Origin of the sequence: Nocardioides sp. Root240 (genome assembly GCF_001428825.1) — a bacterium.
GTDB lineage: Bacteria > Actinomycetota > Actinomycetes > Propionibacteriales > Nocardioidaceae > Nocardioides.
In genome coordinates this window covers 78,859-103,829 of sequence record NZ_LMIT01000011.1, presented here as the reverse complement: position 1 = coordinate 103,829, position 24,971 = coordinate 78,859, and the positions used below count along the sequence as shown (strand labels likewise).

28 protein-coding genes are annotated in these 24,971 nt (G+C 71.6%); 14 read left to right on the top strand and 14 right to left on the bottom strand.

The genetic code is table 11. The features are described from left to right. Positions 1–8: 8 nt before the first annotated feature. The 4 genes from ASE20_RS14550 to ASE20_RS14535 are packed head-to-tail and all read left to right on the top strand — an operon-like array spanning position 9 to position 2,446. Positions 9–503 carry an FABP family protein gene (locus ASE20_RS14550; RefSeq protein WP_056895624.1) on the top strand — a complete coding sequence of 165 codons (495 nt, stop codon included), beginning with the start codon at positions 9–11 and terminating at the stop codon, positions 501–503. Continuing rightward, positions 496–1,023, top strand: coding sequence for a Fur family transcriptional regulator (locus ASE20_RS14545; protein WP_225869055.1), 528 nt, complete (start codon positions 496–498; stop codon positions 1,021–1,023). Before ASE20_RS14550 ends, ASE20_RS14545 begins: the two co-directional genes overlap by 8 nt. Further along, on the top strand, positions 1,020–1,487 hold the full coding sequence (locus ASE20_RS14540) for an adenylyltransferase/cytidyltransferase family protein (RefSeq protein WP_056895293.1): 468 nt from the start codon (positions 1,020–1,022) through the stop codon (positions 1,485–1,487). Before ASE20_RS14545 ends, ASE20_RS14540 begins: the two co-directional genes overlap by 4 nt. Continuing rightward, a complete protein-coding gene (locus tag ASE20_RS14535) occupies positions 1,484–2,446 on the top strand; it encodes a YgfZ/GcvT domain-containing protein (RefSeq protein ID WP_056895292.1) in 963 nt (320 codons plus the stop codon). The genes ASE20_RS14540 and ASE20_RS14535 overlap by 4 nt, the downstream gene beginning before the upstream one ends. Positions 2,447–2,610: 164 nt before the next feature. On the opposite strand, the gene ASE20_RS14530 is transcribed toward ASE20_RS14535, so the two are convergent. Further along, positions 2,611–3,882, bottom strand: a complete 1,272-nt coding sequence (locus ASE20_RS14530; RefSeq protein WP_225869054.1) for a sulfate adenylyltransferase subunit 1 — start codon at positions 3,880–3,882, stop codon at positions 2,611–2,613. Next, the gene (gene cysD / locus ASE20_RS14525; protein WP_056895290.1) at positions 3,882–4,796 is read right to left on the bottom strand and encodes a sulfate adenylyltransferase subunit CysD; all 915 of its coding nucleotides are present in this window, start codon (positions 4,794–4,796) and stop codon (positions 3,882–3,884) included. Before cysD ends, ASE20_RS14530 begins: the two co-directional genes overlap by 1 nt. Positions 4,797–4,897: 101 nt before the next feature. Between cysD and ASE20_RS14520 the strand changes: the two genes are divergently transcribed. The 3 genes from ASE20_RS14520 to ASE20_RS25865 all read left to right on the top strand — a co-directional run bounded on the left by ASE20_RS14520 (position 4,898) and on the right by ASE20_RS25865 (position 7,199). Then, positions 4,898–5,674, top strand: coding sequence for a DUF4143 domain-containing protein (locus ASE20_RS14520; protein ID WP_056895289.1), 777 nt, complete (start codon positions 4,898–4,900; stop codon positions 5,672–5,674). 97 nt (positions 5,675–5,771) lie between these two features. Beyond that, positions 5,772–6,938, top strand: coding sequence for a nucleotide sugar dehydrogenase (locus tag ASE20_RS14515; RefSeq protein WP_056895288.1), 1,167 nt, complete (start codon positions 5,772–5,774; stop codon positions 6,936–6,938). Positions 6,939–7,070: 132 nt separating this feature from the next. Then, on the top strand, positions 7,071–7,199 hold the full coding sequence (locus ASE20_RS25865) for a hypothetical protein (protein ID WP_263969872.1): 129 nt from the start codon (positions 7,071–7,073) through the stop codon (positions 7,197–7,199). On the opposite strand, the gene ASE20_RS14510 is transcribed toward ASE20_RS25865, so the two are convergent. Both ASE20_RS14510 and cysC read right to left on the bottom strand, forming a co-directional pair. After that, a complete protein-coding gene (locus ASE20_RS14510) occupies positions 7,196–8,227 on the bottom strand; it encodes a sulfite exporter TauE/SafE family protein (RefSeq protein ID WP_082612442.1) in 1,032 nt (343 codons plus the stop codon). The genes ASE20_RS25865 and ASE20_RS14510 overlap by 4 nt on opposite strands. Next, a complete protein-coding gene (cysC, locus tag ASE20_RS14505; protein WP_056895287.1) occupies positions 8,224–10,083 on the bottom strand; it encodes an adenylyl-sulfate kinase in 1,860 nt (619 codons plus the stop codon). Before cysC ends, ASE20_RS14510 begins: the two co-directional genes overlap by 4 nt. A 157-nt stretch (positions 10,084–10,240) precedes the next feature. Between cysC and ASE20_RS14500 the strand changes: the two genes are divergently transcribed. The 5 genes from ASE20_RS14500 (at position 10,241) to ASE20_RS14480 (ending at position 13,887) form a co-directional block, all read left to right on the top strand. Further along, positions 10,241–10,702: a helix-turn-helix domain-containing protein gene (locus ASE20_RS14500; RefSeq protein WP_056895286.1), complete on the top strand. Its 462-nt coding sequence runs from the start codon at positions 10,241–10,243 to the stop codon at positions 10,700–10,702. A 6-nt stretch (positions 10,703–10,708) separates the two neighbouring features. Beyond that, on the top strand, positions 10,709–11,308 hold the full coding sequence (locus tag ASE20_RS24770; RefSeq protein WP_056895285.1) for a hypothetical protein: 600 nt from the start codon (positions 10,709–10,711) through the stop codon (positions 11,306–11,308). An 85-nt stretch (positions 11,309–11,393) separates the two neighbouring features. Continuing rightward, positions 11,394–11,693 (top strand): DUF2516 family protein, encoded by a 300-nt coding sequence (locus ASE20_RS14490; RefSeq protein WP_056895284.1) that lies wholly within the window; start codon positions 11,394–11,396, stop codon positions 11,691–11,693. 71 nt (positions 11,694–11,764) lie between these two features. Further along, on the top strand, positions 11,765–13,432 hold the full coding sequence (locus ASE20_RS14485; RefSeq protein WP_225869053.1) for an MDR family MFS transporter: 1,668 nt from the start codon (positions 11,765–11,767) through the stop codon (positions 13,430–13,432). Further along, the gene (locus ASE20_RS14480; protein WP_056895283.1) at positions 13,429–13,887 is read left to right on the top strand and encodes a MarR family winged helix-turn-helix transcriptional regulator; all 459 of its coding nucleotides are present in this window, start codon (positions 13,429–13,431) and stop codon (positions 13,885–13,887) included. The genes ASE20_RS14485 and ASE20_RS14480 overlap by 4 nt, the downstream gene beginning before the upstream one ends. A gap of 127 nt (positions 13,888–14,014) precedes the next feature. Here the strand turns inward: ASE20_RS14480 and ASE20_RS14475 are convergent, their stop codons facing one another. Both ASE20_RS14475 and ASE20_RS14470 read right to left on the bottom strand, forming a co-directional pair. Further along, positions 14,015–15,607, bottom strand: coding sequence for a glycoside hydrolase family 13 protein (locus ASE20_RS14475; RefSeq protein ID WP_082612438.1), 1,593 nt, complete (start codon positions 15,605–15,607; stop codon positions 14,015–14,017). Then, positions 15,604–16,302 (bottom strand): hypothetical protein, encoded by a 699-nt coding sequence (locus ASE20_RS14470; protein ID WP_056895281.1) that lies wholly within the window; start codon positions 16,300–16,302, stop codon positions 15,604–15,606. The genes ASE20_RS14475 and ASE20_RS14470 overlap by 4 nt, the downstream gene beginning before the upstream one ends. 39 nt (positions 16,303–16,341) lie before the next feature. Between ASE20_RS14470 and ASE20_RS14465 the strand changes: the two genes are divergently transcribed. Next, the gene (locus ASE20_RS14465; protein WP_056895280.1) at positions 16,342–17,028 is read left to right on the top strand and encodes a metal-dependent transcriptional regulator; all 687 of its coding nucleotides are present in this window, start codon (positions 16,342–16,344) and stop codon (positions 17,026–17,028) included. On the opposite strand, the gene ASE20_RS14460 is transcribed toward ASE20_RS14465, so the two are convergent. Genes ASE20_RS14460 through ASE20_RS14445 form a run of 4 tightly spaced genes read right to left on the bottom strand, consistent with a single transcriptional unit; the run spans position 17,015 to position 20,681 of the window. Then, the gene (locus ASE20_RS14460) at positions 17,015–17,839 is read right to left on the bottom strand and encodes a Sir2 family NAD-dependent protein deacetylase (RefSeq protein WP_056895279.1); all 825 of its coding nucleotides are present in this window, start codon (positions 17,837–17,839) and stop codon (positions 17,015–17,017) included. The genes ASE20_RS14465 and ASE20_RS14460 overlap by 14 nt on opposite strands. After that, a complete protein-coding gene (locus tag ASE20_RS14455; RefSeq protein WP_056895278.1) occupies positions 17,836–18,105 on the bottom strand; it encodes a DUF2277 domain-containing protein in 270 nt (89 codons plus the stop codon). Before ASE20_RS14455 ends, ASE20_RS14460 begins: the two co-directional genes overlap by 4 nt. A gap of 30 nt (positions 18,106–18,135) precedes the next feature. Further along, positions 18,136–20,157: a beta-propeller domain-containing protein gene (locus ASE20_RS14450; RefSeq protein WP_056895277.1), complete on the bottom strand. Its 2,022-nt coding sequence runs from the start codon at positions 20,155–20,157 to the stop codon at positions 18,136–18,138. Further along, positions 20,154–20,681 carry an RNA polymerase sigma factor gene (locus ASE20_RS14445; protein WP_056895276.1) on the bottom strand — a complete coding sequence of 176 codons (528 nt, stop codon included), beginning with the start codon at positions 20,679–20,681 and terminating at the stop codon, positions 20,154–20,156. The genes ASE20_RS14450 and ASE20_RS14445 overlap by 4 nt, the downstream gene beginning before the upstream one ends. A gap of 89 nt (positions 20,682–20,770) precedes the next feature. On the opposite strand from ASE20_RS14445, the gene ASE20_RS14440 reads away from it, so the two are divergent. Further along, complete coding sequence (locus ASE20_RS14440) at positions 20,771–21,961, top strand: saccharopine dehydrogenase family protein (RefSeq protein WP_056895275.1); 1,191 nt, start codon at positions 20,771–20,773, stop codon at positions 21,959–21,961. 101 nt (positions 21,962–22,062) lie between these two features. On the opposite strand, the gene ASE20_RS14435 is transcribed toward ASE20_RS14440, so the two are convergent. The 4 genes from ASE20_RS14435 to ASE20_RS14420 form a co-directional block, all read right to left on the bottom strand. After that, positions 22,063–22,746 (bottom strand): hypothetical protein, encoded by a 684-nt coding sequence (locus tag ASE20_RS14435; protein ID WP_056895274.1) that lies wholly within the window; start codon positions 22,744–22,746, stop codon positions 22,063–22,065. Between the two features lie 135 nt (positions 22,747–22,881). Beyond that, positions 22,882–23,502, bottom strand: coding sequence for a class I SAM-dependent methyltransferase (locus ASE20_RS14430; RefSeq protein ID WP_056895273.1), 621 nt, complete (start codon positions 23,500–23,502; stop codon positions 22,882–22,884). Then, positions 23,499–24,110: a DUF6461 domain-containing protein gene (locus tag ASE20_RS14425; RefSeq protein ID WP_056895272.1), complete on the bottom strand. Its 612-nt coding sequence runs from the start codon at positions 24,108–24,110 to the stop codon at positions 23,499–23,501. The genes ASE20_RS14430 and ASE20_RS14425 overlap by 4 nt, the downstream gene beginning before the upstream one ends. Before the next feature lie 9 nt (positions 24,111–24,119). Next, positions 24,120–24,752, bottom strand: a complete 633-nt coding sequence (locus ASE20_RS14420) for a sortase domain-bontaining protein (protein WP_056895271.1) — start codon at positions 24,750–24,752, stop codon at positions 24,120–24,122. Positions 24,753–24,971: the final 219 nt, after the last annotated feature.

Here is a 24,971-nt window from a genome sequence, read left to right as displayed (position 1 = left end):
TGTCCGTCGTGGCCTTCGAACTCCCCGACAACCTGCACCCGAACTGCGGACCCATTGCGTGGATGCTCGGCACGTGGCGCGGCAACGGTCACGGCGACTACCCGACGATCGACGCCTTCCAGTTCGGCCAGGAGCTGATCTTCACCCATGACGGGCGCCCGTTCTTCCACTACATGGCGCGCGCGTGGATCATCGACGAGGCGGGCGAGAAGGTGCGTGACGCCGCCATCGAGACCGGCTTCATCCGCGCCGTCGGCGAGGGCCGCTTCGAGATCCTGCTGACCCACAACACGGGCATCGCGGAGATCTGGGAGGGCGAGGCCGACAACGGCAAGTTCGAGTGGACCACCGACGCGGTCGCGCGCACCGAGACCGCCAAGGAGTACGTCGCGGGCAAGCGCCTCTACGGCAACGTCGAGGGCGACCTCCTCTACGCCTTCGACATGGCTGCCATGGGCCAGCCGCTGCAGCCGCACCTCTGGGCGAGGCTCAAGCGTGCCTGATCACCGCCCCGCGGAGTCGCGAGGAACGAGCGACCCCGCGGACCAGGCGGGGAGGTCGAGTAGCGCCGCGGGCGACGAAGGAGCGCGGGAGGCGCGTATCGAGACCCAGGACTGGCGGGCGACGCTGCGGGACAAGGGCTACCGGCTCACCCCGCAGCGTGAGCTGATCCTCGCCGCGGTCGACGAGCTGGGCCACGCCACGCCCGACGAGGTGCTGGCGAAGGTCCAGGCGACCGCGAGCACGGTCAACGCCTCCACGGTCTACCGCACCCTCGAGGTGCTGGAGGAGCTCGGGCTGGTGCGGCACGCGCACCTGTCGGACCGTGCGCCGACGTACCACTCGGTGCGCGGTCACGAGCACTTCCACCTGGTCTGCCGGGGCTGCCACGCGGTGACCTCGGTGGACGCCGCCGAGGCGGCCCCGTTCGTCGCCGTGCTCGAGGCGAAGGGCTTCGTGCCCGACCTCGGCCACCTGACCGTCTTCGGCCGCTGTGCCGACTGCGAAGGAGCTCCTGAATGACCACCGTGCTGACCTACGGCACCTTCGACCTCTTCCACATCGGCCACCTGCGGCTGATCGAGCGGCTCGCCGCGATGGGCGACCGGCTGATCGTCGGTGTCTCGACCGACGAGTTCAACGCCGGCAAGGGCAAGAAGTCCGTCGTCTCGTACGACGACCGCGCGGCCATCGTGCAGGCGATCAAGGGCGTCGACCTGGTCCTCCCCGAGCGGGCCTGGGAGCAGAAGCGTGCCGACATCATCGAGCACGAGGTCGACGTCTTCGTGATGGGCGATGACTGGACCGGGAAGTTCGACGAGCTCTCCGACGTTTGTGAAGTGCGCTACCTGCCTCGCACCTCGGGGGTCTCGAGCACGGACATCAAGGAGATGCTCCGGACTCTCGACCCCGTGCACATCGAGGAGATGCAGACGGCGCTCGGCACCCTCACCCGCCTGCTCGAGCACTACCGGGACCTCACATGACCTCGACCCCCAGCCCCCTCCTCGCCCTCCCGGGCGCCGTCGCCGGCAACGGCATCGACGCCCCGGTCGCGGCTCACTACGGCAGCCTGTTCGGCGAGCAGGTGACCCTCGAGGCCGGCGAGGGCTTCGTCGACCTCTCCCACCGCGACGTGCTCCGCGTCTCCGGCCCGGACCGGCTGACCTGGCTGCACTCGCTGACCACGCAGTACTTCGAGGGCCTGCCGGCCGGACGGTGGGTCTCCGGGCTGATCCTCTCGCCCCAGGGCCACGTCGAGCACGCCTTCACCGGGGTCGACGACGGCGAGGCGTTCACCGCGCACACCGAGCCCGGCCGGGCCGCAGCGCTCATCGAGTTCCTCGAGCGGATGAAGTTCATGATGCGCGTCGAGATCACGGACGTCACCGACGAGCTCGCCGTCGCCTGGCGCCCCGGGCGCTACGACCTGGTGCCCCGCGACCAGCTCACGGCGTACGCCGAGGCCGCCGGTCCCGCCGCCGGCCTCTGGGCGTTCGAGGCGCTGCGCATCGCCCGCGGCGAGCCGCGGCTGGGCATCGACACCGACGAGCGCACGATCCCCAACGAGGTCGGCTGGCTCGCGGACGCCTCGGCCCCGGAGTGGGCCGCGGTCCACATGGACAAGGGCTGCTACCGCGGCCAGGAGACGGTCGCCCGGGTCCACAACCTCGGTCGCCCGCCCCGCCGCCTCACGCTGCTGCACCTCGACGGCTCCGAGAACCGCCTCCCCGCCGCCGGTACGCCGGTCGTCCCCGCCGACGGCGGCCGCGACGTCGGCTTCGTCGGCTCCTCGGCCCGCCACCACGAGCTCGGCCCGATCGCGCTGGCCGTCCTCAAGCGCAACACTGACCTCGCCGCGCCCCTCGTCGTCGACGGCATCCCCGCCGCGCAGGAGGTCGTCGTCGACCCCGAGGTCGGGCTGCACTTCCGTCCGCAGCGCTGAGGGTGTCGGGATCCCCGCCTAGGAGGGGATTCTGACGCTTGATGACGCATGCAACCGTCATCAAGCGCAAGGATCCCCTCCTAGGCGGGGATCCCTGCATCGGCCCGGGACGACGAAACGGGACGCCCTCCCGGAGGAGGACGCCCCGTTCGGAGCGGCGTTCGTCAGCCGTTGATCATGCCGGCGCCGACGGTCACGCCGGTCGCCTCGTCGATCAGGATGAACGAGCCGGTGGTGCGGTTCTTGGAGTACGGGTCGGCGAGCAGCGGGACCGTGGTGCGCAGCGTGACGCGGCCGATCTCGTTGACGCCGAGCTCCTTGGTCTCCTGGTCGCGGTGCAGCGTGTTGACGTCCAGGCGGTACTGGATGTCCTTGACCAGCGCGCGACCCGTGCGGGTCGTGTGCTTGATCGCCAGCTTCTGGCGCGGCTGCAGCGGGGCGTTGGTCATCCAGCAGACCATCGCGTCGATGTCCTGGCTCGGGGTCGGCGCGTTCTTGACCCGGGCGATCATGTCGCCGCGGGACACGTCCACGTCGTCCTCGAGGTGCACGGTGACGCTCATTGGCGGGAAGGCCTCGGTGATCTCCTGGTCGAACAGGTCGATCTTCGCGATCCTCGACGTCATGCCCGAGGGGAGTACGACGACCTCGTCGCCCGGCTTGAGGACGCCACCGGCGACCTGGCCGGCGTACCCGCGGTAGTCGTGGAACTCGTCCGACTTCGGGCGGATGACGTACTGGACGGGGAAGCGCGCGTCGATCAGGTCGCGGTCGGAGGCCACGTGGACGTGCTCGAGGTGGTGCATGAGCGTGGGACCGGAGTACCACGGCATGTTCTCGGAGCGGGTGACCACGTTGTCGCCGTTGAGCGCCGAGATCGGGATGACCTCGAGGTCGGGGACGTTGAGCTTCGTCGCGAACTGCGTGAACTCGGCGTAGATCTTCTCGTAGATCGCCTGGTCGTAGCCGACGAGGTCCATCTTGTTCACGGCCAGCACCAGGTGCGGGACGCGGAGCAGCGAGAGGATCACCGCGTGGCGGCGGGACTGCTCGGTGAGGCCCTGGCGGGCGTCGACGAGCACCAGGCCGAGGTCGGCGGTGGAGGCGCCGGTGACCATGTTCCGGGTGTACTGCACGTGCCCGGGGGTGTCGGCGATGATGAACTTGCGGTTGGGCGTCGCGAAGTAGCGGTAGGCCACGTCGATGGTGATGCCCTGCTCGCGCTCGGAGCGCAGGCCGTCGGTCAGCAGCGCGAGGTCGGTGTAGTCGTAGCCCTTCGCCTCGCTGGTGGCCTCGACCGCCTCGAGCTGGTCCTCGAAGATCGACTTCGAGTCGAGCAGCAGGCGCCCGATGAGGGTGGACTTGCCGTCGTCGACCGAGCCGGCGGTGGCGAAGCGCAGGAGGTCCATGCCGTATCCAGAGTTCGTACCGGCCATCAGAAGTAGCCTTCCTTCTTGCGGTCCTCCATGGCGGCCTCGGAGAACCTGTCGTCCCCGCGGGTGGCCCCGCGCTCGGTCTTGCGGGCCACGGCGACCTCGTCGATGATCTCGGCGATCGTGGACGCGGTGCTCTCGACGCAACCGGTCAGCGTGATGTCACCGCAGGTGCGGAACCGGACGGTCCGCTCCTCGACGACCTCGCCCTCGCGCAGCGGGTTGAGGGGGGTCTCGCTCATCAGCATGCCGTCGCGCTCGAAGACGCGGCGCTGGTGCGAGAAGTAGATGTTCGGGATCTCGATCTCCTCGCGACCGATGTAGTCCCAGACGTCCAGCTCGGTCCAGTTCGAGATCGGGAAGATCCGCATGTGCTCGCCCTCGTGCAGGCGGCCGTTGTAGAGGCTCCAGAGCTCGGGGCGCTGGTTCTTCGGGTCCCACTGGCCGAACTCGTCGCGGTGGGAGTAGACGCGCTCCTTGGCGCGGGCCTTCTCCTCGTCACGGCGCCCGCCACCGAAGGCGGCGGTGAAGCCGTTCTCCTCGATCGCGTTCAGGAGCGTCGGGATCTGCAGGCGGTTGCGGCTGATCTTCGCGGCGTCGGGGATGATCCCGTTCTTGATCGCGTCGTCGATGCTCGCCACCACGAGGTTCACGCCGAGGCGGCTGACCCAGCGGTCGCGGGTCTCCATGACCTCGGGGAAGTCGAGACCGGTGTCGACCTGGAGGATCGAGAACGGGATCTTCGCCGGGTAGAAGGCCTTCTCGGCCAGCCGCAGCATGACGATGGAGTCCTTGCCGCCCGAGAACATCAGCACGGGCTTCTCGAACTCGGCGGCCACCTCCCGGAAGATGTGGATCGACTCGGCTTCCAGCTGGTCCAGCTGGCTGAGCCGGTAGTCGCTGTGGGTCTGGGACATGGGCTGCATCGTGCCATGTGGAGCCTTTCACCGGGGCATCCCGACGACCGCCGTAGACAAATCGACGAGTTTTGCACGGGAGCCGCTTAGGCTCAGGCCTCGTGGCCGCCGACTTCGTCGCCCGACTGGGCTCCCGGGGCACCGTCCCCGGGGAGGTGCGCACCTCCTGGGGCATCCAGGAGTACGTCGGCGCCCTGGCCCGTCCCGTGGCCGACGAGGAGCTCCGGCGGATCGCGCGGCGGGCCCGGGCGGTCCGTCGTACCGATGCGGGCCGGGTCGTGGCGTTGCTCGGGGCCCTGGCCGACCCACCGCTCGGCGAGCTCAACCGGGCCCGGCTGGGCGCGATCGCCGGCATCCCGCCCACCACCCTCCAGCCGTACGTCGACGTGCTCGTCGAGATCGGCGTGGTCCGCCTGCTGCCCGGGTGCCGCGCGGCCCCGGCGAAGCGGGCGATCGGCCGGCCGCAGGTCGTCTTCGACGACCCGGCGCTCGCCCGGCACCTGGCCGGTCACACGCCCGACCAGCTCGTGCAGTTCGCGGGCCGGTGGCGACTGGCGCCGCTGCTGCGCACCCTGGTCGCCGCAGAGCTGCTGCGCCAGCAGGCGACGAGCGTCGTCGAGCACCGGGTGAGCTACCTGCGCGAGCGCAACGGCCTCGAGGTGGGACTGGTCGTCGAGCTGCCGGACGAGAGCCTCTACGGCATCGAGGTGCTGACCGCGGCCGGCCTGCGCCCGCACCAGTTCGCGCGGCTGGAGGCCCTGGCCCGCCGAGCGGGCGGCCGCTTCCGTGGCGGCGTCGTCCTCAACACGGCCTCGGTCGGCCACCGCTACGGCCCGCGCCTGTGGGGCCTGCCGATCCGGTCCGTCTGGGACGGGTGATCGGGGTCTCCCCGGAGGGGACAGCGTGTTCGCACCCGTCACCCGCGCGTCATGTCGGCGTCCGGGGCCGTTCAGACCGGGCTCCCAGCCTCGAAGCATGAAGATCACTGTGGTCGGGGCGGGCTACGTGGGCCTGTCCAACGCCGTGCTGCTGGCGCGGTACAACGACGTGACCGTGCTGGACGTCAGTGCGGAGCGTGTCGCGGCGGTCAACGAGGGCCGCTCGCCGATCGTGGACGCCGAGCTCGAGGAGCACCTCGCCCGCGGCGGCCTGTCGCTGCACGCCACCCGGGACCGCAAGGAGGCGTACGCCGACGCGACCTTCGTCGTCGTCGCGACGCCCACCAACTACGACCCCGAGACCAACTACTTCGACACCTCCACCGTCGAGAAGGTCACCGCCGACGCGCTCGCCGCGAACCCGGCCGCGACCGTCGTCGTCAAGTCGACCGTCCCCGTGGGCTACACGAACACGTTGCGCGACCGGCACCCCGGCGCATCGATCCTGTTCAGCCCCGAGTTCCTCCGTGAGGGCCGCGCGCTCCACGACAACCTGCACCCGTCGCGGATCGTGATCGGCTCCGACACCGAGCCCGGGCGCCTCTTCGCCAAGCTGCTCACGCAGGCGGCGCTGGACCACGACGTGCCGGTGCTGTTCACCGGCTCCACCGAGGCCGAGGCGATCAAGCTCTTCGCCAACACCTACCTGGCGTTGCGGGTCGCGTACTTCAACGAGCTCGACACCTACGCCGCCACGCACGGCCTCGCGACCCGCCAGATCATCGAGGGCGTCGGCCTGGACCCCCGGATCGGCGGGCACTACAACAACCCGTCCTTCGGGTACGGCGGCTACTGCCTCCCCAAGGACACCAAGCAGCTGCAGGCGAACTACCGGCAGGTGCCGCAGAACCTGATCAGCGCGATCGTCGACGCGAACACCACCCGCAAGGAGTTCATTGCCGACGACGTCCTGCGTCGCGGGCCCAAGGTGGTCGGGATCTACCGGCTGACGATGAAGGCGGGCTCCGACAACTTCCGCGAGTCGGCGGTGCAGGGCGTGATGAAGCGGATCAAGGCGCGCGGCGTGAAGGTCGTCGTCTTCGAGCCCGAGCTGGACCAGAAGCGCTTCTTCAACTCGAAGGTGATCAAGGACCTCGACGAGTTCAAGGCGAGGGCCGACGTGATCATCGCGAACCGTCGTACCGACGTCCTGGACGACGTGGCCGACAAGGTCTACACCCGCGACATCTACGGGCGGGACTGAGCAGCCTCAATCCGCCGGATTGAGGCTGATGTTCCTCGGAGGGACGCAAGTCGACACGCGGGACCAAGGTCCCGGGGTTTTCCAACCGTTCTGAGGGTTGGTTGTGCCGGACCACGTGCCTACCGTGGAGAGATGGACACACTGCTCGGAATCGGAGCCCTCTGGGTGGCCGCCGCGACGGCGATCACCCTGGGACTCGCGCGAGCCGCCGCCCTCGACGAGTCGTTCCGGCTCGACGCGGACCGGATGCTGACCCGCTAGTCGGAGCCGACACCCTCGGCCGCCGGTGACCGGCGACCGCGCCGGTTGCCGTCCGCGCCCAGGGCCTCGATCTCGCTGACCGTCGGGGCGCCGAACATCGGCAGGCCGTGCCGGCGGCGCAGGACGCCCCAGACCAGCGGCACGAGCAGCAGCATGACCAGGCCGATCACGGCGACCAGGACCGCCTCGAGGGTCTCGTGGCCCTCGCCGAACGGGTGCAGGCCGGCCTTGAACAGCAGGGCGGTGCCGGACATCGTCAGCACGATCACGATGCCGCGGCGGATGAACGACTGCGGGACGCGCGGAGCGATCCGCGAGCCGAGCAGCGTGCCCGGCACGGAGCCGATGACGAGCGGCACCAGCAGGTCCCACTCGAGGCCGTGGATGGCGATGTTCGCGAGCGCGGCGCTGAGCACCAGCGGCACGGCCTGGACCAGGTCGGTGCCGACCAGGCGGACGGCCGAGAGGCCGGGGTAGAGCATGAGCAGCGCGATCATGATGACCGAGCCGGAGCCGACGCTGGTGATGCCGACGAGCAGGCCGCCGAGCATGCCGACGAGCAGGGTCGGGACCGGCCGGATGCGCGGGTTGTCGTCGGGCAGCACGCCGCCGCTGCGGACCCGGCGCAGGTTGATGTAGAGCCGCAGGGCGTACGTCGACGCGGCGAACAGCAGCGCGATGCCGATGCAGAGCTTGAGCGTCTTCTCCAGTTCGGTCGGGTCCTCGGTGACCGCGTTGACCAGCCACGGGCCGATGAAGGCCATGGGCACCGAGCCGAGGATCAACCAGCCGGCCAGGCGCAGGTTGGGGGAGCCCTCACGGGCGTGCGTGATGGCGCCACCGGTCTTGTAGATCGCGGCCGCGGTCAGGTCGGCGGTCACGATCGACGCGGTGTGGCCCACGCCCAGGAAGATCAGGGCGGGCGTCATCAGCGCGCCGCCGCCCATGCCGGTCAGGCCGACGACGATGCCGACGAGGAAGCCGGCGGCCGCGATGGAGAGCGCGGTGAGGGTGATCCACTCGTTCATCGGTGGTTGCCTGTCTCGGAAGGGCTCAGCCGCGGCAGGACCGCCTGCAGCAGGGCGTCGATCTGGTCGGCCGAGGCCTCTGCGGCCGAGCGGCCGCGGCGGTAGGGGTCGCGGATGTCGTGCGCGTCGACCGCACCGGCCCGGCGGTGGCCGACGGCGGTGACGAGCGAGGTGCCGGTCAGCGAGGCGTCGACCCGCCCGACGGACTCGGCGAACTGGCCGAGGGTGAAGGCCTTCCGGAAGGCGCCCGGCGCCTCCTCCAGCACGAACTCGCGGTGCGACGCCTCCGCGGTCAGCACCAGGTCGGCCTCGTTGACCAGCTCGCGGGTCAGCCGTCGGCTCGCGAACTGCTCGACGAGGTCGTCGTCGACGCCCCGGTCGGCGAGCACGGTGGCCATGGTCGCGTCGACCCGGTGGGCGCGGAAGCCGTGGGTGCCGGCGCTGATGAACTCGACGTCGGTGCGGCCGGCGAGCAGGGTGCGCGCCCGCAGCTCCATGTAGGGAGAGCGGCAGATGTTCGCGGTGCAGACGAAGAGCACCCGCAGCGGGTTCCCGTCGGTGGAGGCCGGCGGTGCAGCGGTGTCGGCCAGCGCGCGGGTGGCCGAGGTGCGCGGCGCGCTGGCGCTCGCCTTCGCCGTCGTCGGCACGGCCGGGGTGGACAGGTCCATCAACCCGTCCGCGACGAGCCCGGCGACCACGTCGTCGAGCGCTTCCTCGATGGTGCGCCCGGTCGTGTCGACCCGGACGTCGGCGTCCTCCGGCTCCTCGTACGGCGACGAGATGCCCGTGAACTCGGGGATCTCGCCGCGCCGGGCCTTCGCGTAGAGCCCCTTGCGGTCGCGGCGCTCGCACTCCTCGAGCGGCGTGGCGACGTGGACCAGGAAGAACCGGCCGCCGGCCTGCTCGACCATCGCCCGCACCTGCTGGCGGGTCTCGTCGAAGGGCGCGATCGGGCTGCAGATCGCGACGCCGCCGTGGCGGGCGATCTCCGCGGCCACCCAGCCGATGCGGCGGATGTTGGTCTCGCGGTCCGCCTTGGAGAAGGTGAGGCCGGCCGACAGGTTGCGGCGCACGACGTCGCCGTCGAGGCTGGTGATGGTCCGCGCGCCCTGCTCGAGGATCCGGTCCATCAGTGCCCGGGCCAGCGTGGACTTGCCGCTGCCGGACAGGCCGGTGAAGAAGAGGACCAGGCCCTGGTCGGCCGGCGCGGGCCGCTCCTGGGCGGCGATGTCGGCCAGCTCGGGGAGGGTGGTGCCGCCGGGCTCGAGCTCGACGAGGTCGTCGGCGCCGGCGTACCAGGCGAGCACCGACTGGCGCAGCGCGGCGTCGGTGTCGGAGCCGTGGTCGGTCAGCGGGATCGCGACCACCTCGGCGTCGAGCATGCCGGCGACCCGCACGGTCGCGCGGAGCAGTCCGACCGGGCTCACGGCCGGTGTACCCGCCCCGACGAGGGCGGCCAGCAGCACCGGGCCGAGCTCCTGGAGCTGGGCGAGCTGGGTGTCGGTGACCAGGTCCGTCACGGGGACGACGGTCCGGCCGGCGTACCGCTCCCGGGCGGTGTCGGGCGGGACGTGCAGGTTGCGGAAGGGGCCGAACTGCGCGTGGGTGAGCGGCTCCACGCTCAGTCCGCGCAGGGTGCGCTCGACGCGGGCGAGGGGGAGGCCCTCGGGGTCGACGAGCTCGATCGGGTGACCCTCGTCGAGGTGCGTCTCGAGGGCCTCCGGCAGCGCGAGCGTGATCGGGCTGCCGGGCTCGTTGAAGGCCACGATGGGGCCGGCGGCACCGGACGTCAGCAGCTCGAGGTCGTCGAGCTCCCGCGGGCTCGGGCAGTGCTGCGGCACGGAGGGACTCGACACGTTCGCGATCGTACAGAGTCGAGTGAGTCGATCCCATTTCAAGACTGGTAGGTGGAACCTGTCACGTGGAGGCGCCCGAGCCGTAACCCGGCTCATGTGAACGACTTCACTAGCTGGCTGCTTGCACCTTGCTAACTATTGCAAGCAAGATGGTCCCATGGCTAAGGGAAAGGTCGTGAAGACCGTCGGGTCGCTGGGCGACTACCTCAAGGAGCAGCGGGTCTCGTCCCGTCTCTCCCTGCGGCAGCTCGCTGACCAGGCGGGTGTCTCGAACCCCTATCTCAGCCAGATCGAGCGAGGGCTTCGCAAGCCGTCGGCCGAGGTGCTCCAGCAGATCGCCAAGGCCCTTCGGATCTCCGCGGAGCAGCTCTACATCCGGGCCGGGATCCTCAGCCCGGATGACGGCGTGGGCGGTTCGGTCGAGCTCGCCATCCTGGGCGACTCCGGCCTCACCGAGCGGCAGAAGCAGTCGCTGCTCGACGTCTACGCCTCGTTCCTCGCGCTGAACGCCGCCGACGCACCCGAGGGTGCCGACACGGTCGACGGCGCCGAGGGCAGCGCTCCGATCACGACCGAGATCGATCCCGACAGCGACGACCGCACCACCAACGAAGGGTAAGAAACCATGCCGAAGCTTGACCTCCCCAAGCTCGAGATCCCCAAGCTCGAGATCCCCTCGATCGACCTCAAGGCGATCGACCTCCCCGAGCTGCCCCAGGCCGCCGCCAAGCCGATCTACGCCGGTGTCGGCGCGACCGACCTGGCCGTCGAGAAGGTCGTCGCCTACGTCGCCGACGTGCAGGCCAAGGTGACCGCTCGCGTGACCGAGGTCCAGAAGGACGTCACCGCCCGCGTCGCCAGCGTGCAGAGCTCCGTGAAGGGCTTCGAGCTCCCCGAGACCAAGTCGCTCCAGGGCAAGGCCGAGGCCAAGCTCGCCGAGCTGCAGGCCGACGCCAAGGCCCTCCCGGCCAAGGTGCAGAGCTCGGTCAAGGGCGCGTACGACGAGAACGTCGCCACCGCCACCGCGCTGTACGCCGACCTCGCCAAGCGCGGTGAGGGCGTCGTCGTGAAGCTCCGCTCCGGCGAGGCCCCCAAGGCTCCGGCCAAGAAGGCCCCGGCCGCCAAGAAGGCCCCGGCCAAGAAGGCCCCCGCGAAGAAGGCTCCGGCCAAGAAGGCCCCCGCCGCCAAGAAGGCCCCGGCCAAGAAGGCGCCGGCCGCCAGCTGAGCAGGCCCGCTCCCGCACCACGACCCCGAGGCGCTGCCTCGGGGTCGTGGTCGTTCCCGGGGCCCGCCCGGCTATCCTCGCTGGCATGGACGCGGTCTTCGTTCCGCCGGCGAGCGAGGCCGAGCTCTGGATCATGCTCGGCATCTCCTTCGTGCTGCTCGCCGTGAAGATCTTCGCGCTGGTCAACGCACTGCTCTACTCCTCGGAGTCCTACGACGCCGCCGGCAAGCTCAACAAGACGACCTGGTGCGCGCTGCTCGGCGTCGGCCTGCTGCTGCAGCTCGTGCCGGTGCCGATCGGGCTGGTCAACCTGATCATGACGATCGCCGCGCTGGTCTACCTCGCCGACGTACGTCCGGCGCTCGCGGGGTTGCGCCGACGCTGACCTCGGGGCCGAGGCTGTCTGTCACGTCACAGAAAGTTGCCGTCGTCAACCATTAGGAATATGGTTGATCCATGTCAACCATTCCACCGGCTACCGCCGAACCGGGTCAGATGACCCACCGCGAGATCATGGAGGCCCTGACCGGGCTCCTCCTGGCGATGTTCGTCGCCATGCTCTCCAGCACCGTGGTCAGCAACGCGCTGCCCGCCATCGTCACCGACCTGCACGGCAGCCAGACCGGCTACACGTGGGTCGTCGTCGCCACCCTGCTCACCATGACCGCCACCACCCCGATCTGGGGCAAGCTCGCCGACCTGTTCAGCAAGAAGCTGCTCGTCCAGGCCGCGCTGGTCATCTTCTCGATCGGCTCCGTCGTCGCCGCCGTCGCGCCGAACATGGGCGTCCTGATCGGTGCCCGCGCCTTCCAGGGCCTCGGCGTCGGTGGCCTGACCGCACTGGTCCAGGTCGTCATCGCCTCGATGGTCTCCCCGCGCGAGCGCGGCCGCTACAGCGGCTACATCGGCGCCGTCTTCGCCACCGCGACCGTCAGCGGCCCGCTCCTCGGCGGCCTCGTCGTCGACAGCCCGCTGGGCTGGCGCGGCTGCTTCATCATCGGCATCCCGGTCGCCGCGATCGCCTTCGTCGTCCTGCAGAAGACCCTGCACCTGCCGACGATCAAGCGCGACGTGAAGATCGACTACCTCGGCGCCACCCTGATCATGGCCGGCATCAGCCTGATCCTGGTGTGGGTCAGCCTCGCCGGCACCAACTTCGACTGGGTGTCCGGTACGTCGGCCGCGCTCGTCGCCGCCAGCCTGGTCCTCATCCTCGGTGCCCTCTGGGTCGAGGCCCGCGTCGCCGCCGAGCCGGTCATCCCGCTGCGCCTCTTCCGCGACCGCACCACCGCGCTGGCCACCGCCGCGTCGGTGATGATCGGTGTCGCGATGTTCGGCGCCACCGTCTACCTGAGCCAGTACTTCCAGCTCGCCCGCGGCATGAGCCCCACCGAGGCCGGCCTGATGTCGATCGCGATGGTCGGCGGACTCCTCGTCTCCAGCATCGTCAGCGGCCGGATCATCACCCGCACCGGACTGTGGAAGCGGTGGTTGGTCGGCGGCATGCTGTTCGTGATCGCCGGCATCGCGCTGCTCGGCACGATCGACGCGGAGACCCCGCTGTGGGTCGTCGGCGGCTTCATGGCCCTCACCGGCATCGGCCTCGGCGCCACCATGCAGAACCTGGTCCTCTCGGTGCAGAACAACACCGCGCCCGAGGACCTCGGTGCCGCCAGCTCGGTCGTCGCGATGTTCCGCTCGATCGGTGGCTCCGCCGGTGTCGCCGCGCTCGGCGCGGTGCTCGCCCACCAGGTCACCAGCAGCGTCAAGGACGGCCTGGGTGCGCTGGTCTCGTCCGGCAAGGTCACGCCCGAGCAGCTCGCCGAGATGCAGCACTCGACCGGCGACATCCCGAACCTGGCCACCCTGCCCGCCCCGATCCGGGCGCTCTACGAGGCCTCCTTCGGCGACGCGGTCGGTCACCTGTTCACCGTCGCGGTGCCCTTCGCGATCGTCGCCTTCCTCTGCATCCTGTTCATCAAGGAGGTCCCGCTGCGCACCAGCAACGGTCCCGCGGTGACGGACTCGGAGATCGAGGCCGGGGTCGTCGCCACCGGCACCCCGGTCGACTACCCGGCCTACGACGCCGAGGACGAGGACACGCGGGTCGGGGACCGGCGATGACCGTCACGACCTCCCGCGCCGATGCGATGCGCGAGCTCGAGTCCGAGGTCGGCGTGCTGATCCGCCGGATCCGCCGCGTGATCGGCGAGCGCGCGCGGGCCGTGCACCCGGAGCTGCTCCCGGCGTCGTACCTGATGCTGAGCTACGTCCGCGACAACGGACCGGTGCGGGCCTCGGCCATCGGCCAGGTCTTCGACATCGACAAGGGCGCGATCAGCCGGCAGGTCCAGCACCTGATCGACCTCGGCCTGCTCGACCGCTCGCCCGACCCGGAGGACGGCCGCGCCACCCTGCTCACCGCGAGCGAGGACGCGGTCCAGCGGCTCGAGCAGGTCGCCGACGACCGCCGCCAGCACCTCGCCGACCGGCTCGGTGACTGGTCGGCGGAGGAGATGGCCGCGTTCACGGCCTCCCTGCGGCGCTACAACGAGGCGCTCAACGAGCCGGGCGACTGAGCCGTTTCGGCTCGCTTCGCTCGCATGCCGCGCCGCCTGCAAGCGCCGTTTCTTCCTCCCCCGCTCGCTCGTTCCTCGCTCGCTCCTCCGTCCAGAAACGGCGGGCGGCGCGGCGAGTACCCGTTGTTCAGCGCAGCCAGACGGCGGTGTCGGGCGGGAGCATCCCGTCGTCGGACACCGCCGTGCTGCTGATCAGCACCTCGCCGGCGGGCAGGGGGACCGGCAGGTCACCGGTGTTGACCACCACCGTCACCCCCGCCCGTCGGACGACGAGCAGGTCGCCGTCCGCCTCCGCGGTGGTGGCCTCCTCGGCCCCCGTGAACACGGTGCGCCGGGTGGCGAGCGCGCGACGGTAGAACGCCAGCGTCGAGTCGGGGTCGGCCTCCTGCGCCTCGACCGTGAGCCCGCCCCAGTCGGTCGGCTGCGGGATCCACGGCTGGGTGCCGTCCGCACCCCCGAAGCCGTACGGCGGCGCCGAGCCCGACCACGGGAGCGGCACCCGGCAGCCGTCGCGCCCCGGCTGGCCGGTGCGGAACCACGACGGGTCCTGCCGGGCCTCGGGCGGCACGTCGACCTGCTCAAGGCCGAGCTCCTCGCCCTGGTAGAGGTAGGCCGAGCCGGGCAGGGCGAGCATGGCGAGGGTGGCGGCGCGGCCGCGGGCGAGGCCGACCTCGCCGCCGCCGTACCGGGTGGGGTGGCGGACCACGTCGTGGTTCGAGAGCACCCAGGTGGGTGCCGCGGCCGCGGTCGCGACGGCGGCGATGGAGCTGGTGATGACGGCGGCGAAGTCCTTCGCGGACCACGGGGTGCCGAGCCAGCCGAAGTTGAAGGCCTGGTGGAGCTCGTCGGGGCGGATGAACTGCGCCATCGACTCGGCGGTCTGGGTCCACGCCTCGGCGACGGCCATCCGGTCGCCGTCGTACTCCTCGAGGACCTTGCGCCAACGGCGGTAGACGTCGTGGACCTCGGGCTGCTCCCACATCGGCTCGTCGCGCAGCACCCGCTCGACCATCGACTCGGCCTGCTTCTTCCTCCCCTTGGTCTCCTCGGGGATGACCTGGTCGCGCAGCGAGGCCTCCTTGTAGAGCCCGTGGGCGACGTCGACGCGGAAGCCGTCGACCCCGCGGTCCAGCCAGAACCGCAGCACGCCCTCGAACATGTCGCCGACCTCCGGGTTGCGCCAGTCGAGGTCGGGCTGGGTGCTGTCGAAGAGGTGGAGGTACCACTGGCCGTCGGCCACCCGGGTCCACGCCGAGCCTCCGAAGACCGAGCTCCAGTTGTTGGGAGGCTCGTCGCCAGCGGGCCCACGGCCGTCGCGGAACAGGTAGCGCGCGCGCTCGGGCGAGCCCGGCTCCGCGGCGAGCGCCGCCCGGAACCAGACGTGCTGGTCGGAGGTGTGGTTGGGCACCAGGTCGACGATCACCCGCAGCCCGAGCTCGTGGGCCCGCGCCAGCAGGGCGTCGAAGTCGGCGAGCTCGCCGAACAGGGGGTCGACGTCCTCGTAGTCGGCGACGTCGTAGCCGTGGTCCTTCTGGGGCGAGCGGTAGAACGGCGTGATCCACAGGGCGTCGACGCCGAGGTCGCGCAGGTGGGGCAGGCGGGCGGTGATGCCGGGCAGGTCGCCGATGCCGTCGCCCGGGACGGGCTCTCCGTCGGCGAAGCTGCGGACGTAGACCTGGTAGACGACGGCGTCGTACCACCACTTGTGGGTGTTGCTCATCGGAACTCCTCGGGGTCGATGGCGATCCATACGTGCTCGGCCGTGGCGACGACGTCGTCGCCCGGCCCGTAGAGGGTGGCGGCGGTGAGGGTCTTGCGGCCCTCGACGAGGCGCTGCTCGCCGACCACGACGTAGCGCTCGGAGGTGCGGGGCACGCGGCGGACCTCCACGGTGATCCGGCCCAGCACCGACGGGCGGCCCTCGAGGTCCGACGACCAGCCGCCCGGGCAGTCGAGGGCGGCCCAGGCGAGCGGGACCGAGCTCTCGTAGGGCGTCCACGTGGCCGCGACGTGCTCGCGGTCGCCGACCGGCCCGGGGAAGATCCGCAGGCCGTCACCCGGACGCCGGTCGGGGCCGCACACGAAGCAGGTGGGGAACGGGTGCACCCGGTGGCCGGCGTACGACGCCTCGGCCTCGGCCGCCCGCTTCACCGGGACGGGGGCGACGGGGGTCGGCGCGAGGCCGGCGTACGACGCCTCGGCCACCGGCCGCCCGTCGTGGGTGAGCACCGCGCCTGCCGCCGTCGCCGTGACGGGCAGCGGCACCTCGAGCGGCGGCGGCATCCGCAGGGTGACCGTCACCGCCCGGCCGATGCCCTGGCCGGGCAGCCGCGCGGCGAGCGCGCCGGAGACCCAGCCGCCGTTGCCGGAACGCGGCGGACCGTTGAAGCGGTGGGGGATCGTCAGGCTGGTCACGATCCCAAGCCTGCCAGTCGGATAGGTAAGAATGGTCCGGTGAGCGACCTGATCGACACCACCGAGATGTACCTCCGCACGATCTACGAGCTGATCGAGGAGGGCATCGTCCCGCTGCGCGCCCGCATCGCCGAGCGTCTGCACCAGAGCGGTCCCACGGTGTCGCAGACGGTTGCCCGCATGGAGCGCGACGGCCTGCTGACCGTCGAGGGCGACCGCCACCTCGAGCTGACCGACGACGGCCGCCGCCTCGCGACCCGCGTCATGCGCAAGCACCGCCTCGCCGAGCGCCTGCTCGTCGACGTGATCGGCCTCGACTGGGAGCAGGTCCACGAGGAGGCGTGCCGCTGGGAGCACGTGATGTCGGAGTCCGTCGAGCGTCGCCTGCTCGAGCTGCTCGACCACCCGACCGAGTCGCCGTACGGCAACCCGATCCCGGGCCTCGACGAGCTCGGCGAGGAGAAGCTCGGCGAGAACTTCATGACCGACGTCGAGCCGCTCTCGCAGGCTGCGACGAAGGACAGCTCGCGGGCGCTCGTGCGCCGCATCTCCGAGGAGATGCAGAAGGACGAGGCGCTGATGAGCGCCATGCGTCGCGTCGGCGCGCTGCCCGACAAGACGATCACCATCCAGGCCACCGCCGACGGCGTGCTGGTCGGCTCCGGTGGCGAGACCGCCGAGATCTTCCCCGAGGCGGCCGACCACATCTTCGTCAAGAAGCTCTGAGGCCCGCCAGCGCCGTCAGCCACTCGCTCGTCCCGGCGTCGACCTTGTGGGTCGCCAGCTCGTCGCCGCGGGTGGTGCCGCGGTTGACGATCACGACGGGCGTGCCGCGGTGGGCCGCACGGCGGACGAACCGCAGCCCGCTCATCACGGTCAGGCTCGACCCGGCGACCAGCAGCGAGCCGCCGGTGCCGGCGAGCGCGTCGACGGCGGCGTAGCAGCGCTCGACCCGAGGCTTGGGGACGTTCTCGCCGAAGAACACGACGTCGGGCTTGAGCGCGCCACCGCAGTCCTCGCACGCGGGGACGACGAAGCCGGCCGTGTCCTCGAGGTCCACGTCGCCGTCGGGTCGCACCGCCACGTCGGCGTGCGCGGCGGCCCAGCCGGGGTTGGCCTCCTCGAGGCGCTGCTGGAGCGCGGCCCGGGCCGTCGTACGACGGCAGCCGAGGCAGACCACGTCGGAGATCCGGCCGTGCAGGGCGACGGTGTGCGGGGTGCCGGCCGCCTCGTGGAGTCCGTCGACGTTCTGGGTGATGACGAGGTCGGCACCGAGCACGGCGACCGCGCGGTGGCCGGCGTTCGGGTCGGCCCGGCGCATGCGGGACCAGCCGAGGTGGCTGCGCGCCCAGTACCGCTGCTGCGCGGCAGGTCCGGACACGAACTCCTGGTAGGTCATCGGCATCCGGGCGGGGGCGCCGGGGCCGCGGTAGTCGGGGATGCCCGAGTCGGTCGACAGGCCGGCGCCGGTCAGCACCACGAGGGGACCGGTCGCGCAGCGCGCCAGCGCGGGGTCGGTCGTGTCGACGAGGGTCATGCGCCGTAGCGCACCCGGGCGCGCTCGCGCGCCTTCTCGGCCTCGACCTCGCGGTTCTTCGGCGGTGCGGTGGTCACCAGTTCGTCGAGCAGGTGCTGGGTGATGTGCGCGATCTCGTGGACCGCGCGGTCGAACGCCGCCTGGTTGGCCTGGCTGGGCTTGGTGGTCCCGCTGACCTTGCGCACGAACTGCAGCGCGGCTGCGGACACCTCGGAGCTGGTCGCCGGCGGCTCGAAGTTGTTGAGCGGGCGGATGTTGCGGCACATGGCTCCAACGGTACGCCGCGCGCCGAGCCGTCAGGGGAGCTCGAAGAACTGCGCCTTGTCGCCGGTGACCAGCACGACCCGACCGTCCGGCAGGGGGACGGTGCGCACGCGGTCCACGTCGTCGCCGTACTCCACCTGGACCAGGCGCTGGTGCAGCCGGCTGTCCTTGACGTGGAGGACCGAGACGTAGCCGACGCGGCGCTCACCGGTCCACCGCTCGAGGACGGTGATCACGGTCCGCTTGTCGGGCAACCACGTGAACGAGCGCGGGTCGGCCCCGGCGAGCGCCTGGAAGCCGCCGCCGTAGCTGTGCACGTCGAGGCGGCGCACCCGGGTCACGTCGCGCACGTTGAACAGCCCGACCTGCGCGCCCCAGCCCCTGCTGCTCGGGCCCTCGCCGACGCCGATCATCCGCAGGTTGCCCAGCGGGTGGAGGTACGACGAGAAGCCCGGGATCTTGAGCTTGCCGAGCAGCCGCGGTCGGCTGGTGTCGGTCAGGTCGACCGCGTACATCGGGTCCACCTGGCGGAAGGTCACCAGGATCGCCAGGTCGTCGAACCACCGCACCGACTGGATGTCCTCGTTGCGGCCGAGGCGGTCGAGACGGCCGTGCTCGACGAGCTGCTTGCCGCGGCGCTCGAAGGTGACGACCGAGTTGAAGTTGCCGGTCTCGCTGGTGGGTCCGACCGCGACGCGGAGCACGCCGCCGGCCTCGTCGATCGACCAGCGGTCGCGGATCGCGCCCTCGACCTCGCCGGACGCCACGTGGGTCGCGGCGGTGCCGTCGAGCGCGAAGTCGAAGAGGTACGACGAGCCGCCCGCCGGTCCGAACCCGGTCGGGCTGCCGCTGTCGATCAGGCAGCGCACGCAGCCGCCGCCCCAGCCGGCCTGCGTGGCGAGGTAGAGGTGGTCGTCCGACTCGTAGGCGATCCCGGTGTGGCCGGCCAAGCCGATCGCGTCGACGGTGGCTGGCTTCGAGGCGTCGAAGCCGACGACGCTGGTGGTGTCGAGGGCCAGCTCGTCCGACGGCACGGCGACGTCGGTGCAGTCGAGCAGCGGCCGGCTCGCGTCGTCGTCGGTGGTGATGCTCGGCAGCCAGTCCTCGATCGTGGACTTCGCGACCAGCGCACGGTTCCTGCGCAGGGCGGCCTGGGGGGACCGCTTGTCGTTCGGCTCGACGAAGTCGAGGTCGGGCAGGCCGGACTCGAGGACCAGCCGGACCGCGCTGCCGTGCTGGCGCGCGGAGAGCACCCCGGCGTCGTACCGGACGTCGTCGGTGAGCTCGGGCTCGCCCGGGCTGGCGAGCGAGACCGTGAGGACGCGGGTGCCGGGGTGGTCGGGCTCGGCGTCGCGGTCGGCGCCGACCGCGACGACGGTGTCGCCGGCCAGCATGATCTCGGGGGCCTCGATGCCGCGCAGCGGGAAGGTCGAGAGCTGCTCGGTCGAGGAGCCGGTGACGTCGTAGGTGACCAGGTCGCCGTCGCGGACCGCGACCAGCAGGGTGCCGTCGGTCTTGACCGTGTCGGGCTCGTCGACCCCGGCCTCCTGGACGTTGGTGCCGGTGTCGCTGCTGAAGGAGCCTTCGGTGGCCGGGCGCAGGGACTTGGCGGCGAGCGACCGGTCGAGCCGGCCGGCCACCGGCACGGGGGCGTCCTCGATGGCGTTCAGGGCCCCGCGCTGGTTCCGCAGGTCGGCGGAGTACCAGACCGGACCGCCGTTCCATCCCCACGCGGTGACCAGCTTCTTCCCGCGCGCGACATAGCTCTGCAGGAGCTCGTCGCAGGAGGCCGCCGGCTCGAGGTCGGCCTGGAAGGCGACCCGCTCGGGCTGTGCGGACCCGCCGCCGGGCGGGGTGCCGGGCCCGGAGCCGCCGTCGACCAGCGTGCCGGCCACGAAGGCTCCGGCGATCCCGGTCACGACGCCGGCGGTGAGCAGCGGTCGCAGCAGGATCCGCCGGCGGCGGCGCTGCTCCCCGGCGGTCGCGGCGAGGATGGCGGTGACGGGCGGCTTGCCGGTCGGGTAGTCGTCCCAGAGGTTCTCGAGGTCGGTCATTTCGCATCTCCGGACAGGTCGAGGAGGTGGTCGTTGGCGGCGAGGTGGGCGAGCGCGCGCGAGAGCCGGCTCTTGACCGTGCCGGGTGGCACGCCGAGCGCCTCGGCGGTCTGCTTCTCGGTGAGCTGCACGAAGTACCGCAGCACCACCACGTCCCGGTTGGGCTTGGTCAGCGAGCCGAGTGCGCGGTGCACGGCGTCGGCGATCGCGACCCGCTCGGCGGCGTCGGACCCGCGGCCGGTGGCGGGACGGTCGAGGGCCTCGGCGGCGTCGTACTGCCGGTCCTTCCACCACCGGGTGCGACGGGTGTCGCGCAGGCAGTTGAGGAGCATCCGGTAGACGTAGGCGTCCCGGTTGTCCGCGCTGCTGACCCGGCCCCAGCCGGTGTAGCAGCGCACCAGCGTCGTCTGCGCCAGGTCCTCGGCCTCGTCGGGACGGGCGCCGAGGAAGACGGCGGCGCGGACCAGCGACGGCCAGCTCTGCTCGACGTAGTCGGCGTACGCCGACTCGTTCTCTGGATCCACGGGTGCTCCGGTCCTCGGGTGCAACTTGCTGAACCTATGACGGGGCGAGGCTTGCGCTCGGTTCCATCGGCAATGAAAGACTCGCGAGCATGGCTGACAGCTCCCGTCCGTACGACGTCGTCCTCTTCGGTGCCACCGGCTTCACCGGGGGCCTGACCGCCGACTACCTCGCCGCCCACGGCGGCCCCGACCTGCGCTGGGCGATCGCCGGGCGCAACGAGCAGAAGCTCGAGGCCGTCCGGAGCCGGCTGGCCGGCACCAACCCGGCCCTGGCCGACCTGCCACTGCTGGTCGCCGACGCCGAGGACACCGACGCGCTCGCGGAGGTCGTCCGCACGACCAAGGTCGTCGCCACGACCGTCGGCCCCTACATCGAGTACGGCGGCCCGCTCGTCGCCGCGTGCGCCGTCGCCGGCACCGACTACGTCGACCTGACGGGCGAGCCCGAGTTCGTCGACCGGACCTACGTCGAGCACAACGCCGCTGCCGAGGGCTCCGGTGCCCGGCTGGTGCACTCCTGCGGCTTCGACTCGATCCCGCACGACCTCGGCGCCTACTTCACGATCCGTGAGCTGGCCCGCGAGCTCGGCGGCGAGATCGACGGCCCGGTCACGATGCGCGGCGTGGTCCGCTCCAACGCCACCTTCTCGGGCGGCACCTTCCACTCCGCGCTGACCGCGTTCTCGCGCGCGCGGCAGATGAAGGAGGCCTCGAGCGCCCGCCGCAAGATGGAGCCGCGCCCCGAGGGCCGACGCTCGCGCGCCTCGGTCGGCAAGCCGCGCCGTGACAGCGAGCTGGGCTACTGGCTGCTGCCGCTGCCGACCATCGACCCGTTCGTCGTCGCGCGCAGCGGGGCGGCGCTGCCGGCGTACGGGCCGGCGTTCACGTACTCCCACTACGCCGGCACCAAGACGATCCGGTACGCCGCCGGCGGCGCCCTCGGCGTGACCGGCCTGACGCTGGCCTCGCAGGTCCCGCCGGTGCGCAACGCGCTGCTCAAGCGGGTGCCGCAGGGCCAGGGGCCGTCGGAGGGGCGCCGCGAGAGGTCGTGGTTCACCGTCGACTTCGTCGCCGAGTCGGGCTCCGCGAAGGTACACACCCGCGTCTCCGGCGGCGACCCGGGCTACACCGAGACCGCGAAGATGCTGGCGGAGTCGGCGATCTGCCTGGCGCTCGACGAGAACCCGAACGTCTCGGGCCAGGTCACGACGGCGACCGCGATGGGCGAGGCGCTCCTCGCCCGGCTGCAGCGGGCCGGCATCAGCTTCGAGCTGCGCTGATCGTTCCGAGATGCGACGACGGCCGCCCGGTCAGACCGGGCGGCCGTCGTACATTCTCGGGTCGAGACCCCACTCCTCGACCCGAAGGGGGAGGGAGCAGGTCAGCGGGTACGGCGAGCGAGGCGCTGCCGTGCGAGCACCGAGCCCGCGGCGGTGACCACACCGCCACCGGCCAGCACCCAGACCAGGGACATGCCCTGCTCGTCCTGGGTGTCGGCGGAGGCCGCACCGGCGTCGATCCGGCTCGGGACCTCGACGTCGGAGGTGTCGGCGATCAGGCCGCCGCCGTTGGCGACGTCCACACCGTCACCGAAGTCGGTGTCCAGGTCGGCGTCCTCGGCGGGGTTGTCCTCCGGCTGGTCGGGCTTGTCGCCGTCCACCGGGTTGGTGATGTCGTCCGGGCCGTCGGGCTTCGGGTCGTCGCCGTCCTCGGGGTTGGTGATGTCGCCGGGGCCGTGCGGGTTCGGCTCCGGGTCGCCGCCGCCGTTCGGGTTCTTGATGTCGCCGGGGCCCTGCGGGTTCGGCTGGGGCTTCGGGTCGTCACCCTTGTCGGGCTGGGCGATGTCGCCGGGGCCCTGCGGCTGCGGGGCCGGCGGGTCGGGCTGCGGGGTGGGCGTCGGGTTGGCGATGTCGCCGGGACCCTTCGGGGCGTCGGGCTGTGCGATGACGACGGGCCCGTTCGGGTTGACGTCGGCGTGGGCGACGCCGCCGCCGAAGGCGATCGCGCTCGCGGCCAGCGGGGTCGCGATGAGGAGGCGGAGGGCGGTGCGGGTGGTGGTGTTCATGTCTACTCCCTGAGTTCGGTCGGCCGTTGGTTGGCCGTTGGTGGCCGGTGTGCCGTTCGTTGGGAGTAGGAGCACCGGGGCTCCGGGACCTTGCAGGTTTTCTCGGGAACTTTCTGTTTTTCTTTTTCGGGCCCTTCAGCTGGTCCGGCGCAGGACGCAGATCAGCAGCTCGTCGCCGGTCCCGTCGTGGCGCCACGTGGTGTGGCTGTCGAGCAGGAAGCCCTCGGCAGCCGCTTGGACCTGCTCGGGCGTCCGGTAGGCGTCGTGGCGTCGCTCGAACCCCTGCGGCAGGTCCGGGCGGGCCGAGGCGCCGGCTGCCGTGAAGGTAGCCGTCACGAGGCGACCATCCTGGGGACGGAGCGCGCGGCACCAGTCGAGGAAGGCCGCCTCCGGATCCGGCAGCAGGTGCAGCGCCGTCACGCAGGTGACGACCGCAGCCGCGTTCGCCCGTACGGGGAGGGCAGTCGCCTCGGCCCGGACCAGCCGGGCCTGTGGGAGCTCCCCGCGTGCCCTCGCGAGCATCGCCTGCGAGAGGTCGACGCCGACCAGCTCCGTCTGCGGGTGCCGGGCCGCGATCGCCCGCAGCACGAGGCCGGTCCCGGTCGCCACGTCGACCACCAGTCCGCCCGGCTCGCCGACGGCGTCCGCCACGACGTCCGCGAGGGCGCGGTGCATCGCGCTGTCGTCGTAGGTGGACGCGCGGGCGTCGTAGTGGGCGGCGACGGCGGCGTGCTGGGCAGCGACGCGTTCGCTCATTCCTCGGCCGACAGGCCCTCGACGTACCGAAGGGATGGAGCGGGCCGGAACCCCGCCTCCTGAACGGCCGCCAGGTCGGCGGCCGTGAGGCGGATGCCGGTGACGACCTCGGCCATCGCCAGCGCCACGGCGAACCCATCGGACGTGGGCTCAGGCTCCTCGGCCTCGAGGTCGTCCCACGCCTCCAGGAAGAGCTCCTTCAACTCGGCTGGCACCGGCTCCGGGTCGTCGACGTACATGTACTCGTGGTCGTCGAACAGCAGCTCACCGTCCCGCGCGCAGCCGAAGCGCAGGTGGGCCTGGATGTTGCTGCGCACGACGGCTGCGCTCCGCCCGCCGGACGACAGCTCGCGGAGGGCGGCCCGGCTCGGGTCGGCGTACCCGCTGAGCTCGACCGCGAGGACCCCTCCGGCGACGTCCACCAGGGCGTACGCCGAGCCGTCCTCGGCTTCCGCGTCCGGGAACTCGGCCACCGGGGCCGTGACGTCGATCTCCAGGGCCGCGGCCACCTCGGCCTGGGTGGCCCCGGCGGCGACGAGGATCGAGATCGACTCGAGGTCGAAGGCTGACTCGAGGAGGTCGGTGTAGTAGTCGGTGGCTGCGCTCACGCAGCGAGGCTAGTTCGCCGTGCCGACCAGATGGGCGAAGACGATCGTGTTGTCCGGGTACCCGGCCGCGGTCCGCTGCCCGCCGCACGTGATGAGCCGCAGCAGCGACCGCCCGGTGTCCGGCCAGATCCGGTCGTACGGGAGCTGCTCCTTCGGGACGTCCTCGACCCTGTCGACGACGAAGGTCGCGACCGCGCCGGGACGGTGGACGCGGATGGTGTCGCCGGGGCGCAGGGTGGCGAGGTCCCAGAAGACGTCGGGACCGTCGGGGCCGTGGACGTGGGCGACGACGACCGCACCGCCGGGCTCGCCGGGCCGCGGGCCGGGGGAATACCACGCGGCCTTCCCGAAGTCCGGGGTGTCGAGCGAGCCGTCGGCCTTGAGACCGCGACCGGTCAGCTTCTCGTCGACGCCGATCGCCGGCACCTCGATCCGGGTCGGCGCGGCGACCCGCTTCGCGGGGGCCGGAGTGACGTGGACCGGCGGGGCCGGCGCGGCCACGACCGGCGGTACGACGGCAGCGGGCTCGGTCGCGGGCTCAGCCCGGTGCAGGCCGAGGAACAGCGCGGACGCCACCGCCACGAGGGCCAGGATGGCGAGCGCGGTGGCGAGGTGGGTGAGCAGCTTCCGGGTGCGCGTCATGCAGGTAGGAGCGCCGGGCGGCGCGGACCTTGCAGGAATCCGGGCGGGCGCGGCTAGCCGTCGGGACCGACGGTGAAGGTGAGGCCGGTCGGGCTCGTCCACTCGTAGTGGCCGGGGTTGGTGATCACGTAGTCCCACGCGGAATGGGTCTTGGCGCGGTGATGGCGCCGGCAGAGGGGGACGAGGTTGCACGGGCAGGTCGGGCCGCCCTTGTTGTAA